The sequence below is a fragment of the Corynebacterium lehmanniae genome (assembly GCF_043161975.1).
GTDB lineage: Bacteria > Actinomycetota > Actinomycetes > Mycobacteriales > Mycobacteriaceae > Corynebacterium > Corynebacterium lehmanniae.
The window spans coordinates 2,268,394-2,285,888 of the sequence record NZ_CP170998.1 but is presented as its reverse complement, the minus strand read 5'-3'; the positions used below and the strand labels follow the sequence as shown (position 1 = coordinate 2,285,888).

The 17,495-nt window shown below is 66.0% G+C and carries 17 protein-coding genes; 4 read left to right on the top strand and 13 right to left on the bottom strand.

Features of this window, described 5'->3' with window-relative positions; translation table 11 throughout:
• Window positions 1-31: 31 nt before the first annotated feature.
• The gene (locus ACF3NP_RS10925; RefSeq protein WP_181889296.1) at window positions 32-2,299 is read left to right on the top strand and encodes a heavy metal translocating P-type ATPase; all 2,268 of its coding nucleotides are present in this window, start codon (window positions 32-34) and stop codon (window positions 2,297-2,299) included.
• Between the two features lie 41 nt (window positions 2,300-2,340).
• Entirely contained in the window at window positions 2,341-3,654 is a 1,314-nt protein-coding gene (locus tag ACF3NP_RS10920) for an MFS transporter (RefSeq protein ID WP_181889297.1), read from the top strand.
• Window positions 3,655-3,966: 312 nt separating this feature from the next.
• On the opposite strand, the gene dnaB is transcribed toward ACF3NP_RS10920, so the two are convergent.
• On the bottom strand, window positions 3,967-5,484 hold the full coding sequence (dnaB, locus tag ACF3NP_RS10915) for a replicative DNA helicase (protein WP_181889298.1): 1,518 nt from the start codon (window positions 5,482-5,484) through the stop codon (window positions 3,967-3,969).
• 587 nt (window positions 5,485-6,071) lie between these two features.
• Between dnaB and ACF3NP_RS10910 the strand changes: the two genes are divergently transcribed.
• The gene (locus ACF3NP_RS10910) at window positions 6,072-6,266 is read left to right on the top strand and encodes a hypothetical protein (protein ID WP_269952892.1); all 195 of its coding nucleotides are present in this window, start codon (window positions 6,072-6,074) and stop codon (window positions 6,264-6,266) included.
• On the opposite strand, the gene ACF3NP_RS10905 is transcribed toward ACF3NP_RS10910, so the two are convergent.
• Entirely contained in the window at window positions 6,255-8,315 is a 2,061-nt protein-coding gene (locus tag ACF3NP_RS10905) for a RecQ family ATP-dependent DNA helicase (protein ID WP_181889300.1), read from the bottom strand. The genes ACF3NP_RS10910 and ACF3NP_RS10905 overlap by 12 nt on opposite strands.
• Before the next feature lie 60 nt (window positions 8,316-8,375).
• Here ACF3NP_RS10905 and ACF3NP_RS10900 point away from each other — a divergent pair, with 60 nt between their 5' ends.
• The gene (locus ACF3NP_RS10900; protein ID WP_269508601.1) at window positions 8,376-8,510 is read left to right on the top strand and encodes a hypothetical protein; all 135 of its coding nucleotides are present in this window, start codon (window positions 8,376-8,378) and stop codon (window positions 8,508-8,510) included.
• Here the strand turns inward: ACF3NP_RS10900 and ACF3NP_RS10895 are convergent, their stop codons facing one another.
• From ACF3NP_RS10895 to ACF3NP_RS10845, 11 genes are all read right to left on the bottom strand, one after another.
• Window positions 8,511-9,185 (bottom strand): AAA family ATPase, encoded by a 675-nt coding sequence (locus tag ACF3NP_RS10895; RefSeq protein ID WP_181889301.1) that lies wholly within the window; start codon window positions 9,183-9,185, stop codon window positions 8,511-8,513.
• Window positions 9,186-9,348: 163 nt separating this feature from the next.
• Window positions 9,349-10,047 (bottom strand): AAA family ATPase, encoded by a 699-nt coding sequence (locus ACF3NP_RS10890; RefSeq protein ID WP_392398688.1) that lies wholly within the window; start codon window positions 10,045-10,047, stop codon window positions 9,349-9,351.
• A complete protein-coding gene (locus ACF3NP_RS10885) occupies window positions 10,038-10,436 on the bottom strand; it encodes a type II toxin-antitoxin system VapC family toxin (RefSeq protein WP_181889303.1) in 399 nt (132 codons plus the stop codon). The genes ACF3NP_RS10890 and ACF3NP_RS10885 overlap by 10 nt, the downstream gene beginning before the upstream one ends.
• A gap of 8 nt (window positions 10,437-10,444) precedes the next feature.
• Entirely contained in the window at window positions 10,445-10,732 is a 288-nt protein-coding gene (locus tag ACF3NP_RS10880) for an antitoxin (protein ID WP_181889304.1), read from the bottom strand.
• Between the two features lie 54 nt (window positions 10,733-10,786).
• Window positions 10,787-11,548, bottom strand: coding sequence for a chymotrypsin family serine protease (locus ACF3NP_RS10875; protein WP_181889305.1), 762 nt, complete (start codon window positions 11,546-11,548; stop codon window positions 10,787-10,789).
• Between the two features lie 127 nt (window positions 11,549-11,675).
• Window positions 11,676-12,128, bottom strand: coding sequence for a 50S ribosomal protein L9 (rplI, locus tag ACF3NP_RS10870; RefSeq protein ID WP_181889306.1), 453 nt, complete (start codon window positions 12,126-12,128; stop codon window positions 11,676-11,678).
• 48 nt (window positions 12,129-12,176) lie between these two features.
• Entirely contained in the window at window positions 12,177-12,821 is a 645-nt protein-coding gene (locus ACF3NP_RS10865) for a single-stranded DNA-binding protein (RefSeq protein WP_181889307.1), read from the bottom strand.
• 51 nt (window positions 12,822-12,872) lie between these two features.
• Entirely contained in the window at window positions 12,873-13,169 is a 297-nt protein-coding gene (rpsF, locus tag ACF3NP_RS10860; RefSeq protein ID WP_181889308.1) for a 30S ribosomal protein S6, read from the bottom strand.
• A gap of 286 nt (window positions 13,170-13,455) precedes the next feature.
• A complete protein-coding gene (locus ACF3NP_RS10855; RefSeq protein ID WP_259351729.1) occupies window positions 13,456-13,644 on the bottom strand; it encodes a hypothetical protein in 189 nt (62 codons plus the stop codon).
• A gap of 3 nt (window positions 13,645-13,647) precedes the next feature.
• A complete protein-coding gene (locus tag ACF3NP_RS10850) occupies window positions 13,648-15,177 on the bottom strand; it encodes a glycosyltransferase family 87 protein (protein WP_392398687.1) in 1,530 nt (509 codons plus the stop codon).
• Entirely contained in the window at window positions 15,178-17,439 is a 2,262-nt protein-coding gene (locus ACF3NP_RS10845; RefSeq protein ID WP_392398686.1) for a transglycosylase domain-containing protein, read from the bottom strand.
• Window positions 17,440-17,495 lie beyond the last annotated feature (56 nt).

The following is a 17,495-nucleotide window of genomic DNA, read 5'->3' as shown; positions in this document are numbered from 1 at the left end:
TTAGGCCCGGCCCGGGCCTAAAGTGGGGGTTATGACTGAAACCCCCATAGCATTGCAGCACGTCGAGCTAGGCGTGACGGGGATGACCTGCTCGTCGTGCTCTTCGCGCGTGCAGCGCAAACTGAACAAGCTCGACGGCGTGGACGCCACGGTGAACTACTCCACCGAGACGGCCGCCGTCGATTTCGATCCGGCGAAGGCGTCGTCGCAGTTGCTTATCGACGAAGTACGCTCCGCCGGGTACGACGCGTTTGAAATGACTGATGACGCGGTGGGGGGTGACGCGGCGGCGGCCGGAGGGGCGTCGACAAGCGAGAAGCTCGAAGGCGCGCGCCTGGAGGAAGCCGAGAAGCTGAAACGCACCACGATTTGGGCGGCGCTGGTCTCGCTGCCGGTGATGGTGGTGAGCATGGTGCCGGCGCTGCAGTTCACCAACTGGCAGTGGGCGGCGTTTGCGGCGGCGACGCTGGTGTTTTTCGCCGCGGGCAGCGTGTTTCACCGCGCGACCTGGGTGAACCTGAAGCACGGCGCGGCGACGATGGACACGCTGATCACGCTGGGCACGTCCGCGGCGTACCTGTGGTCCGTGTGGGCGCTGTTTTTCGGCAACGCGGGCGAGCCGGGGATGACCATGGAGATGTCCATCTTCCCGTCGCACGCGGGCATGGACGAGATCTACCTCGAGTCCGTGTGCGTGGTGATTACGTTCCTGCTGCTAGGCAGGTGGTTTGAAACGCGGGCGAAGGGGCAGTCCTCGGAGGCGCTGCGCGAGCTTTTGGACATGGGCGCCAAGGACGCCGCCGTGATCCGGGGCGGCAAGGAAGTGCGCGTGCCGATTGCCCAAGTGGCGGTGGGCGACACGTTCATCGTGCGCCCCGGCGAGAAGATCGCCACCGACGGCCGCGTGGTCTCCGGGCACTCCGCGGTGGACGAATCCATGCTCACCGGCGAGTCCGTGCCCGTGGAGGTCACCGAGGGCTCCGCGGTCACCGGCGCCACGCTGAACACTTCCGGGCGCCTGGTGGTGGAGGCCACCCGGGTCGGCGCCGAAACCACGCTCGCGCAGATGGGCAAGCTCGTGCGCGACGCGCAGGCCGGCAAGGCGCCGGTGGAGCGGCTGGTGGACAAGATCTCGCAGGTCTTCGTGCCCGTGGTGGTGCTGGTTGCGCTTGTGACGCTGGCCGGACACCTCCTGGTGGGCCATAGCGTTGCCCACGCGTTCACCGCGGCGGTGGCGGTGCTGATCATCGCCTGCCCGTGCGCGCTTGGGCTTGCCACCCCGACCGCGATCCTGGTGGGCACCGGCCGCGGCGCCCAGCTGGGGCTGCTGATCAAGGGCCCTGAAGTGCTCGAATCCACCCGCCAGGTGGACACGGTGGTCATGGACAAGACCGGCACGATCACGTCGGGCGAGATGGGGGTTGCGGACGTCGTCGCAGCGGACGGCTTCGATGCCGACGAGGTACTGCGGCTCGCCGCCGGCGTGGAGGCCGGCTCCGAGCACCCGATCGCCCGCGCGATCGTGGAGGCGGCCAGCGAGGTGCCGGCCTCGGAGAACTTCCAAAATGAGGTGGGCAAGGGAGCGTCCGCGCTTATCGACGGCCACCCGGTCCGCGTCGGCCGCCCCTCCGTGCCGCTTGGCGGTCTGGCCAGCGCCTTCGAAGACGCCGAACGTGCAGGGGCGACCCCGGTGGCCGTCGAGGTGGACGGCGCCCTGGCCGGGTTCGTCGCGGTGCGCGACACCGTGAAGGCAGATTCCGCCGACGCCGTGGCGCAGCTGCGGGAGCTGGGGCTGACGCCTCACCTGCTCACCGGCGACAACGCCGGCGCGGCAGAGGCCGTCGCGGCGGAAGTGGGCATCGACCCGGCTAACGTCACCGCGGGCGTCCTGCCGGAGGACAAGGTGGAGGTGGTCAAGCGCCTCCAGGCCGAGGGCAAACACGTGGCCATGGTCGGCGACGGTGTCAACGACGCCGCCGCGCTCGCCCAGGCGGACCTGGGCTTGGCCATGGGCGCGGGCACGGACGTGGCCATCGAGGCCGCGGACATCGCGCTGATGCGCAACTCGCTGACCTCGGCTGCGGACGCGATCAGGCTGTCGCGCAAGACCTTGAAGACGATCAAGGGCAACCTGTTCTGGGCGTTCGCCTACAACGTCATCCTCATCCCGGTGGCGGCGCTGGGCTTTCTCAACCCGATGCTCGCCGGCATCGCGATGGCGTTCAGCTCGGTGTTCGTGGTGTCGAACTCGCTGCGGCTGCGGGCGTTCAACTCCGTGTCGTCGGGAGCAGGTGAATAAAAACTGCCAACGCGCGGGCGAGCGCGCCCTACACTCCCCGCATGAACTCTTCTGCGCAGCTCACTCGCACTGAGCGACTGGACCGCCTGCCGGTCACCCCGAAACACAAGCGCCTGCTGGTCGGCTCCGGGATCGGCTGGGCCCTCGACGCGATGGACATCGGCCTCGTGTCCTTCATCCTCGCCGCGCTGGCCGCGCAGTGGAATTTGGACAACACCACCACGGGGTGGATTGCGTCGGTGGGGTTCGTGGGCATGGCCATCGGCGCGAGCCTGGGCGGGCTGCTCGCCGACAAGATCGGCCGCCGCCAAGTCTTCGCCGCAACGCTCTTGCTCTACGGGCTGGCCACCGGTGCCTCAGCGCTGGCGTGGTCCGTGGCGTCGCTGATGGTGTTCCGCTTCCTGGTGGGCCTTGGGCTTGGCGCGGAACTGCCGGTAGCCTCCACGCTGGTCAGCGAGTTTTCGCCGCGGAAGGTCCGGGGGCGCATGGTCGTGCTCTTAGAGGCGTTTTGGGCGGTGGGGTGGATCATGGCGGCCGTCATCGGCACCTTCGTGGTGGCGCAGAGCGACAACGGCTGGCGCTGGGGCTTCGCGCTCGGCGCGGTGCCAGCGATGTACGCCATCTACGTGCGCATGGGACTGCCGGAATCCGTTCGCTTCCTCGAGTCAGCGGGGCGGCACGACGAAGCCGAACGGATCGTCCGCGAGTTCGAGGCCGAGGCTGACCCCGCGCAGTACGACACCGCCGCGCCAGCCCAGGAACACCCCGTCGATGGCGGTATCTGGGGCCCGGAGCTGCGCGGGCGCACCGCCGCATTTTGGGCTATCTGGTTCTGCGTGTCGCTGTCCTACTACGGCGCGTTCATCTGGATCCCGTCCCTGCTGGTGGAGCAGGGTTTCTCCCTGGTTCGCTCGTTCACCTTCACGCTGATCATCACCCTGGCGCAGCTGCCCGGCTACGCCGCGGCCGCCTGGCTCATCGAGCGGTGGGGCCGCCGCACCACGCTGGCGAGTTTCCTCGCGGGCTCGGCGATTGCTGCGTTCGCGTACGGCATGGCCAGCACGGAGTGGCAGATCATCGCTGCGGGTTGCCTGCTCAGCTTCTTCAACCTTGGGGCGTGGGGTGCGCTGTACGCGATCGGCCCGGAGCTCTACCCCACCGCTATCCGCGCAACCGGCACGGGCGCGGGCGCGGCGTTCGGCCGCATCGGCTCAATTCTCGCGCCGCTGGTGGTTCCGCCGGTGCTCGCCTTCGGCGGCTCGACGGCGGTGTTCGGCGTGTTCGCCGCCGCCTTCGCGCTGGCCTGCGCGGCGGCGTTTACGCTGCCTGAGCAGCGTGGGGTGGCGATTGCGTAGTTCAGGCGGAGCCCGTCGCTAAGCAAAGAAGCGCGTGATGCGCGACAGCAGCGACTTGTCCTCCGTCGCCTTGTCGATCTCCTCGATGTTGCGCGGCAGGTTGAGCAGGAGCGTGTTCTCCCCGTCTTGGCGACGGTAATGCTCGGGTCGAGCTTGGCCACCGTGCTCGCGCAGGCGGCGGGGCCGTTCATGGAACGCACGGTCATGGCTTTCTCCTTTGCAGCTTTTGCGTTGTGCTGTTGAAGCATAAACGCGTTTCCGCAGCGTGTCACCGTTGGAAAGCCATGCCTAACTGTTCATAGGGCAGGTTAACTAGCCGTGCGCCATGTTGACGAAGCGCGAGTAGTGCAGCTGGTGCGCCACCGGAATGGTGTCGATCGGGCCGCCGCGGTGCTTCGCCACGATGATGTCCGCCTCGCCCGCGCGCTCGTCGTCGCGGTCCTGCGAGTCCGGGCGGTAGAGCAGAAACACCATGTCGGCGTCCTGCTCCAGCGAGCCTGACTCGCGCAGGTCAGCCAGCTGCGGGCGCTTGTCGGTGCGGGCCTCCGGGCCACGGTTGAGCTGAGAGATGGCGATCACCGGCACCTCGAGCTCTTTGGCGAGCAGCTTCAGGTGGCGGGAGAACTCCGAGACCTCCTGCTGGCGCGACTCGACCTTCTTGCCGGAGCTCATCAGCTGCAGGTAGTCCACCACAATCAGGTCCAGGCCGTGCTGCTGCTTCAGGCGGCGCGCCTTGGAGCGGATTTCCATCATGGTGAGGTTCGGCGAGTCGTCGATGAACAGCGGCGCGTCCTGGATCTCGGTGAGGCGGTGGGTGAGCTTCTCCCAGTCGCGCTCCTCCATCTGGCCCGAGCGCATCGCCGAGAGCTTGATCTCCGTCTCCGCGGACAGCATGCGCATGATGATCTCGGAGGCGCTCATCTCCAGCGAGAAGATCACGGACGTCTTGTTCTGGTGGATCGAGCACGAGCGCATGAAGTCCAGCGCGAGCGTGGATTTACCCACACCGGGACGCGCCGCGATGATGATCATCTGGCCGGCGTGCAGGCCGTTGGTGAGCTTGTCCAGGTCGATGAACCCGGTGGGCACGCCCGCCTCGAGCGCGCCGCCGGAGGCGATCATGGTCAGCTCGTCAATAGTGGGCTTGAGCAGTTCCGACAGCGGGCGGTAGTCCTCGCCCGACTGGTTGCGGGTGATGTTGAAGACCTTCTGCTGGGCATGGTCGACGATCGCGTCGACCTCCATGCCCTCCTCGCCCTCGTAGCCGAGCTGCACCACCTGCGTGCCGGCGTTGACCAGCTGGCGCAGGATCGACTTTTCCTCCACGATCTCCGCGTAGTAGCGGGCGTTCGCCGCCGTGGGAACCTCGGAGATCAGCGTGTGCAGATACGGCGCGCCGCCGACGCGCTCGAGCTCGTTGATGCGGTCCAGCCGCCCAGCGACAATGAGCACGTCGACGTTGCTGCCCTGCGCGAACAGGTCCAGGATGGCCTGGTAGATCAGCTGGTGCGCCGGAAAGTAAAAGTCGTCCGGGCGCAGGCTTTCCGCCACATCCAGGATGACGTCGGGGTTGAGCAGCATCGCGCCGATGACGGAGCGCTCCGCCAGCTCGTCGTGCGGCGGCGTGCGGTATTCCTGCAGCTCGTTGTTGCCGCGGTTGAAGTTGGAGTAGCGGTTGCTTCTCGACGAGCTACCGCCCCTCCCACCTTTCCCCCTCGAGTTACCGCTGTTGCCTTGGAACGCGTCAAAGTCGGAGTCGCTGAAGTCCCCGTAGTCCGCGGCCGGTTCCGGCGGCGGCACGTAGTCGTCGAAGCTGTCGTCTGCACCCATGGGCTCCCCTTTCGCTGTGTGTATGAGACTACCCCGTAATGCAAACCGCAAACCGAGTTATCCACAGGGGGTGTGGACAATTGGGGAATGTGCGGGTGAGTTTTCCACAGGGGTGGTGTTTGCGGTGTGGAATTCGTGTGGATTCGAGACTCCAAGCCACTGGAAAACGGTACATTTCCGCAGTTCACCCTGTATATTTTCAAACTCACGCCGAGTGACGTTTTAGGTGGATAACTCGGTTGACCACGGCGTTTGACAACCGCGAAATGTCCACTCGAGTGGACAATCTAACCCCTACCCAGGCTGTATAACCCACCACTTATCCACATTCCGTCACAGGGGCGCACCCGGTGTGTTTTTGTTACCGTCGTCGCATGTCCCCACGAGCAATTCTCTGGAGTTACCTCGTCTTTGCAGTGGCGTTTCCAGCAGTGTGCGTGGCTGGGATGCGAACGGTTGGCGGCAATCTCGACTTCGCGGCCTACCACCTTGCCTTCGCCGTCCTCGCCGTGCTTGCGGCAGCGGGAGCGGTCGGATGGGCTGCCACCTACACTGCGGCAGCGCGGCGGAGTGGCCCTGCGCACGGTGTGGCCGTCTGGATCGCCACAGCGTGCCTTGCCGTGGGCTTCGGCTCTGTCGCCGACTCGAGCTGGCAGGAATACCAGGCGGGCATGGATCTGCCCACCATCAACCTCTTCCTGTACCTTCTCCCGATCGGCCTGTTCATCCTGCTGGGCACGGCCGTTGCGCAGACCGTGGCGGCGAGGACCTCACGCGCGTGAGGCGAACGCCAGCGGTAGCACCTCCACACCGAAACGCTCGGCGATATCGGCTGCGGCGACGGTGACCGACCAGCCGGAGTCCACCTCGCCGGTAAGCAGCAGCACGGGTCCTTCGGCCATGGCAAGCCCCGAGTAGTCGAAGTACCTATCCAGCGCGTTGACACGGAAGGCGGAGTTGCGCGCCTCCACCTCTGCCCCGCCGGCCTGCACTGCCCCGCCGTAAGCCATTTGCCCCACGCGGGCGAGCGCCTCCGCAGTGGAGGCGACCATCTCCGCCCGTGCCGGGTCCGCCGAGCCGAGTGCCACCACTGTGGCCGGGCGCGTGTCCCAGTCCCAGTCCGCCAGCACGGCGACGAAGCGGGTCAGCCACTGGTCGTCGCGCCAATTCTCGGCGGGGCGGTAAGCGTTGTCGCGCAAGAGTTGGGCCAGGGCGGGGCCGCGGGCGACGTCGTTGAGCCGGCCCAGCGCCTTGCCGCCGAGTACGCCCTTGATTTTGCCGCGGCGCGCGGAGCCTGTCGGCCACATCTTGCGCTGGGAAAGCGGCACACCGGGGGCCTTCAGGCGGGCGTCGATGCGCTCGGCGAGCGCCGGGTCCACGTCGGTGGGCAGGTGGTTGCCGGTGCAGTTGTCGCAGCGCCCGCAGCGCTCCCCCTCCCCGATCGTCGGATCGTCCAGCTCGCTGCGCAAAAACACCATGCGGCAGGCGTCCGTGGACTCGTAGGCCAGCATGAGGTTTTGTTCGCGCTCGCGGGCGTCCGCCAGGCCGTCGTAACGCTTGTGGTCGTAGGCCCAAGACTCACCGGTAGCAACCCAGCCGCCCTTGACGCGTTGCACCGCGCCGTCAACGTCCAGCACTTTCAGCGCCTGGTCAATGCGTGTGCGCGACAAGTCCACGGCGTTTTCGAGTTTCGGGGTGGAGATTGGATCATCGCCGAGCGCGCCCAGCAGCTGCTGCACCACCGGCTCCTCCGGCATGGACACGGACGCGAAGTACTCCCACACGCGTTGATCCTCCGGGCCGGGCAACAGCACCACCTCGGCGTGGTCGGTGGCGCGCCCGGCGCGGCCGATCTGCTGGTAGTAGCTCACCGGGGAGCTCGGCGCGCCCAGGTGCACCACGAAGCCGAGGTCCGGCTTGTCAAAGCCCATGCCGAGCGCCGATGTGGCCACCAGGGCTTTGAGCTCGTTGTGGATCAGCGCCTGCTCGAGGCGCTCGCGTTCCTCCGCCTCCGTACGGCCGGTGTAGGCGGCCACGTTCCACCCAGCGGTCTCCAGCGCCTCCGCCAGGTCGTGCGCGGCAGCCACGGTGAGGCAGTAGATGATGCCGGAGCCTTCCACCTGCGCCAGGTACTGCGCGATCCAGGCGGCGCGCTGGGTGGGGTCACCCAAACGCACCACGTTCAGTGACAGGGATTCGCGGTCCAGCCCGCCGCGGAGCACGCCGGTGCCTTCGCCCAGCTGAGCAACAACGTCGGCCACCACGCGGTCGTTCGCCGTTGCGGTGGTGGCCAGGACGGGGGTGTTGGCCGGGAGGTCGTCGATAAGCAAAGAAATGCGCCGGTAATCCGGCCTAAAATCGTGCCCCCAGTCGGAGATGCAGTGGGCCTCGTCCACAACCAGCATGCCGACGGACCGCGCGAGCTGTGGCAGCACTTCCTCGCGAAAGCCCGGCGCGTTGAGGCGCTCCGGGCTGATCAGGAGCAGGTCCAGCTTGTCGACGTCTGCCTGGATCTCCTCCCACTGCGTCATGTTCGCGGAGTTGATCGTGGCCGCCCGGATGCCGGCGCGTGCGGCCGCTTCGACCTGGTTGCGCATGAGCGCGAGCAGCGGCGAGACGATAATCGACGGACCTTCGCCCGCCTCGCGCAACAGCTTCGCGGCGATAAAGTACACCGCCGATTTTCCCCAGCCCGTGCGCTGCGCCACTAGCATGCGTTTGCGCTGGTTAACGAGGGAATCGACGGCCGTCCACTGGTCGTCGCGCAGGGCGGCGTGGGGCCCCGCGATGCCCTTGAGAAGTTCGTCCGCTTGTTCGCGTGTCGCAGTCATGGCGCACACCATATACCACGGCCCCGACACGGGTGTTCGAACAGTGGTACCGTCCGCAACATGCCCGACAAAGAACCCGAAGAACCGCTGCAGGAGACCGTGGACTTCGAGTACACGCGCCACAGCGCAGAAGTGGAACTTGACCGGATTTATGCGCAACGGAAAGAACTCATGCGACGACTTGCAGAGTCCTAGCTAACCCAGCTCGTCCTCCGCCCAGTCCGCCATGTACTCGGCGATGCCGTGCGGGTCCGCCAGAAAGTCGCGCATCGCCCGGAACGCGAGTGTGTCTTCCACCGCCAGGCCGCGGTCCACGCCGTGCTCGCCGACCTCCACGATCTCCGCGCCAGGGATCCCGAGCACGATCGGCGAGTGCGTCACCGCGATCACCTGCGCGCTTTGCTCGCCGATTGCGTGCAGCTGCGCCACCAGCGCCATCTGCGCGACGGCGGACAGCCCCGATTCGGGCTCGTCCAGCAAGTACAGCGCATCTTTGGCAAACCGCGAGGTCAGCTCCAACACTGACTCCCCGTGCGACCGTTCGTCGAACTCCGTGACGCGCGTGTGCGTCTCGCCGCGCAGGAAATACCCGGCCTTGGCGCGCGCCCCGGTCCGAAGCCGCAGCGCGCCAAACATCGGGTCGTGGGCGTCAGGCTTATCGACGCCCCACGGCCCGCCCTCGACCTGAAACCCCCACGCGCGGGCAATCCCCTCCAACAGCGTGGACTTTCCCACGCCGTTGCCGCCGGTGATCAGCGTGACCGGGTGTGTCAGCGGGAAGCCGAACTCCGCGACGTGCTCGACCGCCGGCGCGTCGAGGGCCCACGGCGGGGCCTTCGACGCGTCGACGGAGACGTGCTGGATGAACATGGGGCTCATCCTACGGCGGGATCGATACGTTGAGGTCGATAGCCCCATGTCGATAGTTGCAGGTCAGCGCCTCTTGGCCTGCCGGGCCTCCAAAATCAGAAAACGCTGTAACCAGCGACTATCGACCTCGAGATATCGACATGGGCGCTCAGGGGCAGGCTCCCTAGCCGTCCACCAGGAATCTCGCCGTGCCGGCCGGGTCGTCGATGAACTCTCGGGTGGCGGTGACGGGCTCGCAGTCCTCGAAAGGCATGTGCTCCAGGGTGGGCACGGCGAGGATGCGGGCGTCGGGGACGGCGAGCAGCACCGGGGAGTGCGTGGCGATGAGCACTTGCGCGCCGCGGCGGGTCAGCACCGCGAGCAGGCCGAGCAGTTCGAGCTGGGAGAAGACCGAGAGGCCGTCTTCGGGCTCGTCCAGGATGATCAAAGAGTCCGGGCCGAAGCGTTCGTGGGCCATGCGCATGATGCCTTGGCCGTGGCTGCGGCGAGTGAGGTCTTGCAACGGGTCTTCGATTCCGAGGCTTTCATGGTATTCGGCGAGGTCGAGGTATGTTTCGCCGCGCAGGAAGTACACGTCGCTCGGGTTCGCGCGGCGGGTCAACGTGAGCGAGGCGTGGAGCCGGGAATGGTCCGCTGCCTGGAACTGGGCGTGGCGGGAACCGCCCGCGGCGTTGGCGCCGGCGGCCATAGCGATCGCCTCCACCAGCGTGGACTTCCCCGACCCGTTGTCGCCGGTGAGGATCGTGGTTTGCGCGAGCTCGAGGGGCTTTTCAGCCAAGCGACGCACCACCGGCAGGTCGCGGGCGTAGCCCTCCACCGGCGCGTCGATGCGGACCTGGGTGACGAACATGGCTACCGCCAATTCTCCAGCTTCAGGTTGGGCACGCGCGCAAACTCGCGCTCGTTTGCAGTCACAAGCACTAGATCATTTCGGATCGCCTGCGCCGCGATCCAGAGGTCGTTCGAGCCGATGACCTGCCCCCGATTCAGGAGATCAGACCGGAGCTTGCCGTATAGGCATGCGGACTCCCGATCGACCTCGAACACAGGGCAACCGTGCAGCAGGAGGTCGTACACCCGCCGCATAGCTTCTGGCCTGCGGGACCTCTCGATTCCGGCCTGAATTTCGCCAAGAACCACAGTTGATAAGCAAAGCTGCGCACTAGCTAGCTCAGAACTTTTGCGAACAACCTCTGGATGGTCACCACGTTCAATATCGATCCACACATTTGTATCAAGGAGGTACCGCACCGAATCTCCTATCGCTCGTCGCCGCGGTCAAGATCGGGGGGAAGGTCCTCCGGCAGATCATCAACTTCTTCGACCAGCCCAGGTTCAATACCGTTTACGCGCTGGAACTCGCGCAACCTCGCCACCACATGCCCGAACGATTCTTCCTCCGGCCGCAGCAGCAAACCTTCCGGCACACGTTCGATCATCACTCTGTCCGAATCAAAGCGCAGTGCCGCCGGAATCCTGACGGCCTGGCTGTTTCCCGACATGAACACTGTCGTGCGGACTGGCCCGTCCTGAATTGGTTCGGCCATAGCAATCACCCCTAGTTCAAGTGTATATCCGAGAGGATATACACACCCTGACAACTACCGCAATCCGGCGGGCAGCGGCAGCAGTCCGTCCACCGCGAGCAGCACGCCGAACGCCGTGCCGGAGACCACGCCGATGATGTTCGCGCTGCCATCCGGGTTGACGGTGTAGACCGGCCCGCCGGAATCGCCGTGCAACGCCAAGATCAGCACTGCCAGCTCGCCGGTGTCCGGGTTCACCTTCAACACCGGGCCGCAGGTGCGCGAGGTGCGCGCGCCGTCCTTGCACACAATCTGGCCCGGCTTCACCGCCGTCACCGGGTGGTAGCCCGCAACACGGCGGGTGGGGTTGATGCGCTGGACTGCGTCCGACAACGGATTGACCGCGCCGATGACCGGGATGTCGACGGCCCCACCGCGGGCGGCCGCGGCGTTGGTAACGCCGCCGGCCAGCGGGAACCAGGCGACGTCTCGGAGCGGGCTGCCCAGCGTATTGTCGCCGCGCATCTCGTAGCCCGAATCCCGCAGGTCGCCCGAGATCTTCGTGCGGCCATCCGCCGCGTACACCGCCACCGGCACCGCGCCACCAATCGGCGCCAGGCAGTGGCCCGCCGTCACGCCGTAAGCCTGCCCGTCGCGGTGCGCCACCGTATTCAGCGAACAGCCGTAACGGGAACCGTCGCTGTACGCGACGCGGATACTGTCGCCGGCGTACATCGCCACGGCCTGCGCCGGCATGGCGAACCCGGCCGCAGCAGCCGCCGCGAGCAGGAGGGACACAGCCAAAGTGCGCACGCGGCGCGCCACGGAAAACGTCATGGGCGGTATTGTATCGGCACACTAAAAGCGCGGGCCCCACTCCTCACAAGTGGGACCCGCGCTTTTAAATGCTGTTGTCGTTGGACTGCAGTTTTCCGTTCTCAGGCGGAGCAGTCGTCGATAAGCGTTATGCGCTTACGACCTCGAAGTTCACCTTGCCCTCCACGTCGTCGTGAAGGTTGACCTTGACCTGGTAGCCACCGGTCTTGGTAACAAGGCCCTTCGGCACGTTGATGCGGCGCTTATCCAAGTTCGGGCCGCCAGCGGCCTTCACAGCGTCGGCGATGTCGCCGGCCTTCACAGAGCCGAACAGCTTGCCGTTGTTAGCGGTGCGCACAGCAACCTTGACGCCCTTGAGCTGGTCGAGCTGGTCACGCAGTTCCTTCGCGTGATCCAGGTCGCGGACCTGGCGCTCAGCCTGGGCGCGCTTAATGTCTTCAATCTGCTTCTCTGCGCCGCGGGTAGCCGGGATAGCCAGGCCGCGCGGGAGCAGGAAGTTGCGTCCGTAACCGTCCTTGACCTCGACGACCTCTCCAGGCTCGCCAAGCTTCTCGACGGCAGCGGTGAGGATCAGCTTCATAATCCTAACCTTCCTTATGGTGAAAAATGCTTGATGTGTGGTTGTCGTTTAGAACGGTGGCTCATCGCCCGCGCCGCCGGAAAAACCGCCGGCATCCGGAGCGGAACCCCACGGATCATGTTGAGGCTGGGACTGGTTCGGGTTGCCCTGGGTCTGGCCCTGGCTTTGGCCGCCGAAGCCGCCGTTCGCCGGGTTGTAGCCGCCCTGGCCCTGATTCTGGCCCTGGCCGCCCTGGCCACCCTGGTCGAAACCGCCCTGGTTTCCACCAAAACCGCCGCGCTGGCCGCCCTGGTTGCCGCCGCCGTAGCCGCCCGCACCGCCCTCACGCGGATTGCGGGTGACAGACGCGCTGGCGTACTTCAGGGACGGGCCAACCTCGTCGACCTCGACCTCGAACACGGTGCGGTTTTCGCCCTCTTTGGTCTGGTAGGAACGCTGACGCAGCTTGCCGGTGACCACGACGCGCATGCCCTTGGTCAGGGACTCCGCGACGTTCTCCGCCATCTGGCGCCAGCAGTTGCAGGTGAGGAACAGGGCTTCGCCGTCTTCCCACTGGTTCGTTTCCCGGTTGAACGTGCGGGGCGTGGACGCGATGCGGAAATTCGCAACGGCAGCGCCGCTCGGGATGAAGCGCAGCTCCGGGTCCGCAACCAAGTTGCCGACAACGGTAATTGGGGTATCGCCTTGAGCCATGTCCTAAACCTTCCTACCTGCTGATCGTGTGGTTTCTGAGCCTACCGGTTCTTACTTGTCGGTACGCAGAACCTTGGTACGCAGAACGTTCTCGTTCAGGTTCAGCACGCGGTCGAGCTCCTTGACCGTGTCTGCCTCGCAGTCGAGGTTGACAACGGCGTAGATGCCCTCTTCCTTCTTGTTGATCGGGTAAGCAAGACGCTTCTTGCCCCACACATCAACGTTTTCCACCTTGCCGTTTTCCTTGCGGACGATCTCCAGGAACTTGTCCAGGGACGGGGCAACGGTGCGCTCATCCTGCTGCGGATCGAGGATGATCATTACTTCGTAGTGACGCACGGACCTCATCACCTCCTATGGTCTCGGTTGTTTTCGGCCATCACCCTTGTGGTCATGGCAGGAGGGTCGTTGCGTCAAGCAACCCGAACAGACTACCCCACGGTTTGACCAGCTCAAAACCTCGGGTTCCCGGTGCGCTCGGGCGAACAGTGTGCGGACTCCCCATTGCGGACAATCCGGCCGCCACCAACTATTGGTGCGGACCCACGTTGTGCACGAATCAACGCGGCAAAATGCCGACCTGGGCGTTTGCAACGCCAGAAGCGGCCGAAATGTCGATTCGTACAAAATCCGCCTAGTGCGGGTTCGGCACCGCCGAGAAGAGGGCGAGGGAGACAGGGATAACGGTCATGAAGAGGAAGGCGATCAAGCCGAAGCTTATCGACGCTTGCTTCCGCCCCTTCACCGCAAAATAGAACGAGGCGCTAAACAGGAAAAACGCCACCACGATGGAGGCAATGCCCAGGGTTGTGGTGGCGTTCATCGGCTAGGCCCTCACTGCCGTGGAGCCGGCCGGCTCGGCGTCCGTGGGTTCGGCCGGAGGGGCGTCGATAGGCAAAGGCTCCTTCCACTGGTACGGCAGCGACATGAGGGGGTCGTGGCCGTTGTGGGCGTCGCGGACCTTGTCGCGGCGCTTGCCCAGGATCTGCTGCACCACCAGCACCATGATGGCGATGATGAAAGCGTCGCGGGAGATGATCACGATGTTGAGGAACCAGCCCGGCACGCCCATGTTGTCCGCGCCCATCATGTGCCACATCAGCACCGGCCAGACGGCCATGTCCACGACCATCCAGGACAAAAGGAGGCGCCAGTACGGCAGCGCCAGCACCGCGGGGACGACAAACCAGAGGGAGTACTGCGGGCTCCACACTTTGTTGAAGATGAGGAACAGACCGACGATCAGCGCCACCAGCTCAGCGATGCGCGGGGTCTGCGGCGCCTTCAGGCCCAGGATGAGCACGCCCAGGCAGCCCAGCAGGAACAGGATCAGCGTCACGGCGTTGAGGATCACCGGGGCGCCCTCGCCGGAGTCGAAGCCGGTCCAGCCGGTCATGCGGGAGATGACCGCGTAGATGGTGGTCCACTCCCAGCCGCGGTCGGTGTTGAGGCGGTTGAACTCACCCCAGGCATCCGGGTTGCGCAGGTAGACCGGCACGTTGACCACGAGCCAGGACACCACCATGGCGGCGAGCATCTTGCCGAACGGGACGAGGTCGCGCTTGCGCAGCGCCACGGTGAGGTACGCGCCGAGCAGGAAGATCGGCCAGAGTTTGAACGCGGTGCCCAGGCCGATGAGCACGCCGGCGAGCCAGAATTTCCGGTTGCGGGCGGCCAGCATCGCGGCGACGGCGAAGAAGATGGACGGGATGTCCCAGTTGGTGAACGCGTGGACGATCAGCAGCGGAGAGCCGGCGACCAGGAGGGTGTCCCAGACACGGTTGCCCGCGAGCTCGGCGACCATGCGGATGGTGATCACCCAGATGATGGACATGAGCAGCGCGGTGACGTAGAAGTACCAGCCGGAATCCGGCACGAAGTTGTCCACCAGGAAGTAGGTGCTGCGCGACAGCCAGGCGGACAGCTGCTGGAACAGGCCGGCGAGTACCGGGTATTCCATGTAGCGGGTCAGGCCGTCTTCCACCCACGAGTAGTCGTAGACAAAACCGCCCTGGTCCAGGCCGCGGGCGCCGTAGAGCGGAATGATGTCGTTGTAGCAGGCGGCGGTGTACTGGCGGTTGCCGTCCCAGTTGAGCTGGATGATGCCGTTGTCGTCGGCCTTGCCGCCGGCGCAGTGCGCCTTCTGCAGCAGGCCGAAGGACAAGAAGACGTATGCGACGGCGAGGATGGAGCGCAGCGGCGTCCAGAACCGGGCGCGGCCGATCTGGGCGAAGCGGCCCATCGGCCCGCCGAGGAACTCCACCCAGCCGCGCGCGAGCGGCTCGGTGCGGCCGGGCTGGACACGGTCCGCCGGGTCCGGCCAGGTGACCTGCGTAGTCTGCGTCGGCTCAGTCATTTATTGGAACGCTCCCTGGAATTGATCGAGGACGTCGTTGATCGTGTCGTTGAGGTTCGGCGCTGGCGCCGGTGCCGGCGCGGGGGCTGGCGCGGGTGCCGGGGCTGGCGCCGGTGCGGGTGCGGGCGCCGGTGCCTCCTCCCCGCCCGGTGCCTCGGGCGCTGCTGGGGCCGACGGGTCCGCCGGTGCCGCGGAGCTCGGGGCGGACGGCGCCTGGCCGGTGCCGCCGGTGTAGCTCGGCGCCGGGTTGGAGTAGTAGCCGCCCAGGCCGACACCGCCGGAGTACGGGTTCACGCCCCAGTAGACGGGGTTGGCGTTGGGGAAGCTCATGAACTCCTGGCCCTCCAACTCGGTGTCCAGGAACTGCTTCCAGATTTGGGACGGGGTGTTGGAGCCGTACATGATGCCGCCCCACTCGTTAAAGATTGGCGAGGTGTTGTCGGCGGTGCCCACCCACACGGCCACGGCGAGCTGCGGGGTGGAGCCGACCATCCAGGCGTCCTTGTTGTTGCCGGTGTCGCCCATCTGGGCGGTGCCCGTCTTGGACGCGGACTGGCGGCCGCCGGCGAGGACGGCGTTGGAGTAGCCGGCCACGCCCTGCATGGCCTGGAGGGTGTTGTCGGCGACCTGCTCGGCGACACGACGCTCGGTGTAGTCGTTGTCCACCTGGTAGAGGACCTCGCCGTTGGCGTCCACGATCTTGTCCACGAAGTGGGTCGGGTGCATCAAGCCGCGGTTGGTCAGTGTGGACATGGCGGTGGCCATGTCCAGCACGCGGGACTGGTACTGGCCCAGCACGATGCCCTCGTAGGGCTGGCCGCCGTTTTCGCGCAGGGTCACCGGAATGCCGGGGATGGACTTGGCCACGCCCAGGGCGTGCGCCATGTCGGCGGTGTCCTGCGTGGTGTTGTCCAGTTCGTCTTGAATGCGCATGTAGGCGGTGTTGGAGGATACGCGGGTGGCCTCAGTCATGGACAGCATTCCGCCTCCGCCGCCGTCCCAGTTGGTCACGACGTGGTTGCCCGGCAGGGTCACCGGGGAAGAATCGAACATGGACGTCAGCGGGATGCCCTGCTGCAGCGCGGCTGCGAGGGCGAAGATCTTGAACGTCGAGCCCGTTTGCAGGCCGGCGTTGGCGTAGTCCCAGCCGGAGGGGTCGTCGCCGCCGTAGTACGCGCGCACTGCGCCTGTCGACGGATCCACGGCCACCGCGCCAGTGCGCGCGTCCTCCTGCAGGTTGGTCAGGCGCTCGCGTGCGATGCGCTCCATGTTGGCCTGGGAGGCGGCGTCGATGGTGGTGGTGATTTGCAGGCCGCGGTTGGTCAAGTCGCTTTCGGTGATGCCCAGTGCCTCGAGCTCCTGGATCACCTGGTTCTTGATCAGGCCGTTCGGGCCGGTGGCCTCGGTGTAGGCGGAGTAGGAGGCCGGGTCGCGCGTCTCCGGGTACACCATCCCGGCGCGCTGCTCCGGGGTGACCTTGCCCATCTCCACGAGGCCGTCCATGACGTAGTTCCAGCGCTGCTCCGCCGCCTCGCGGTTCGTCCACGGATCCAGCTCGCTAGGCAGCTGGATGGAGGCGGCCAGCACGCCGCCCTCCTCGACGGTGAGCTGGGACGCCGGCTTGTCAAAGAAGGCGTGCGCGGCGGCCTCGACGCCGTAGGCGTTGCGGCCGAAGTACACAGTGTTCAAGTAGGCGCGGAGGATGTCCTCCTTGGACCACTGGTTGGTCATCTTCACGGAGTAGACCAGCTCATTGGCCTTGCGCTCGTAGGAGTGCTCGTTGCCCACCAGCGCGTTCTTCACGTACTGCTGGGTGATGGTGGAGCCACCGCCTGCAGAGGTGTTGCCGGTGATCTGCCCCAGCGCCGCGCGGGCGAAACCGGTGGGCGAGAAGCCCGAGTTGGTCCAGAAGTCGCGGTCCTCCGCGGCCAGCACAGCATTCTGCACCTCCTCGGGCACAGATTCGAGGGGCACCTGCTCACGGTTGCCCTCGGGCGGCACGAGGCGGGCGAGCTCGTTTTCGCCGTCGTTGAAGTAGATCGAGGAGATCTGCGCCGTCTCAATCTCGCCTGGTTCCGGGACCTCGGCCTTGGAGTACTTCCACATAAACCAGCCGACCGGCACGCAGGCGAGCAGGAGGAGGAACAGCAAGAAGGCAAGCACCCACTGCCACGCGCGGGACTTCTTCTTTTTCTTCACGGCCGTGGTGCCGCTGGAGCCCTTCGCCTTCGCCGTATTCTTTTCAGCGCTCTGTTCAGTCACACGTTTTCCCTGCACAATTGCACCCGCCGCGCCCGCGGGGAGGGCAAACGGGCGAG

What these genes read in the sequence shown, in the direction of transcription:
- ACF3NP_RS10900 (WP_269508601.1), top strand. Translation starts at nt 8,376, where the DNA reads ATGCCCGACAAAGAACCCGAAGAACCGCTGCAGGAGACCGTGGACTTC.
- rpsF (WP_181889308.1), bottom strand. Translation starts at nt 13,169, where the DNA reads ATGAGGTCCGTGCGTCACTACGAAGTAATGATCATCCTCGATCCGCAG.
- rplI (WP_181889306.1), bottom strand. Translation starts at nt 12,128, where the DNA reads ATGAAGCTGATCCTCACCGCTGCCGTCGAGAAGCTTGGCGAGCCTGGA.
- ACF3NP_RS10855 (WP_259351729.1), bottom strand. Translation starts at nt 13,644, where the DNA reads ATGAACGCCACCACAACCCTGGGCATTGCCTCCATCGTGGTGGCGTTT.
- dnaB (WP_181889298.1), bottom strand. Translation starts at nt 5,484, where the DNA reads ATGGGTGCAGACGACAGCTTCGACGACTACGTGCCGCCGCCGGAACCG.
- ACF3NP_RS10850 (WP_392398687.1), bottom strand. Translation starts at nt 15,177, where the DNA reads ATGACTGAGCCGACGCAGACTACGCAGGTCACCTGGCCGGACCCGGCG.
- ACF3NP_RS10925 (WP_181889296.1), top strand. Translation starts at nt 32, where the DNA reads ATGACTGAAACCCCCATAGCATTGCAGCACGTCGAGCTAGGCGTGACG.
- ACF3NP_RS10895 (WP_181889301.1), bottom strand. Translation starts at nt 9,185, where the DNA reads ATGTTCATCCAGCACGTCTCCGTCGACGCGTCGAAGGCCCCGCCGTGG.
- ACF3NP_RS10920 (WP_181889297.1), top strand. Translation starts at nt 2,341, where the DNA reads ATGAACTCTTCTGCGCAGCTCACTCGCACTGAGCGACTGGACCGCCTG.
- ACF3NP_RS10875 (WP_181889305.1), bottom strand. Translation starts at nt 11,548, where the DNA reads ATGACGTTTTCCGTGGCGCGCCGCGTGCGCACTTTGGCTGTGTCCCTC.
- ACF3NP_RS10905 (WP_181889300.1), bottom strand. Translation starts at nt 8,315, where the DNA reads ATGACTGCGACACGCGAACAAGCGGACGAACTTCTCAAGGGCATCGCG.
- ACF3NP_RS10880 (WP_181889304.1), bottom strand. Translation starts at nt 10,732, where the DNA reads ATGGCCGAACCAATTCAGGACGGGCCAGTCCGCACGACAGTGTTCATG.
- ACF3NP_RS10865 (WP_181889307.1), bottom strand. Translation starts at nt 12,821, where the DNA reads ATGGCTCAAGGCGATACCCCAATTACCGTTGTCGGCAACTTGGTTGCG.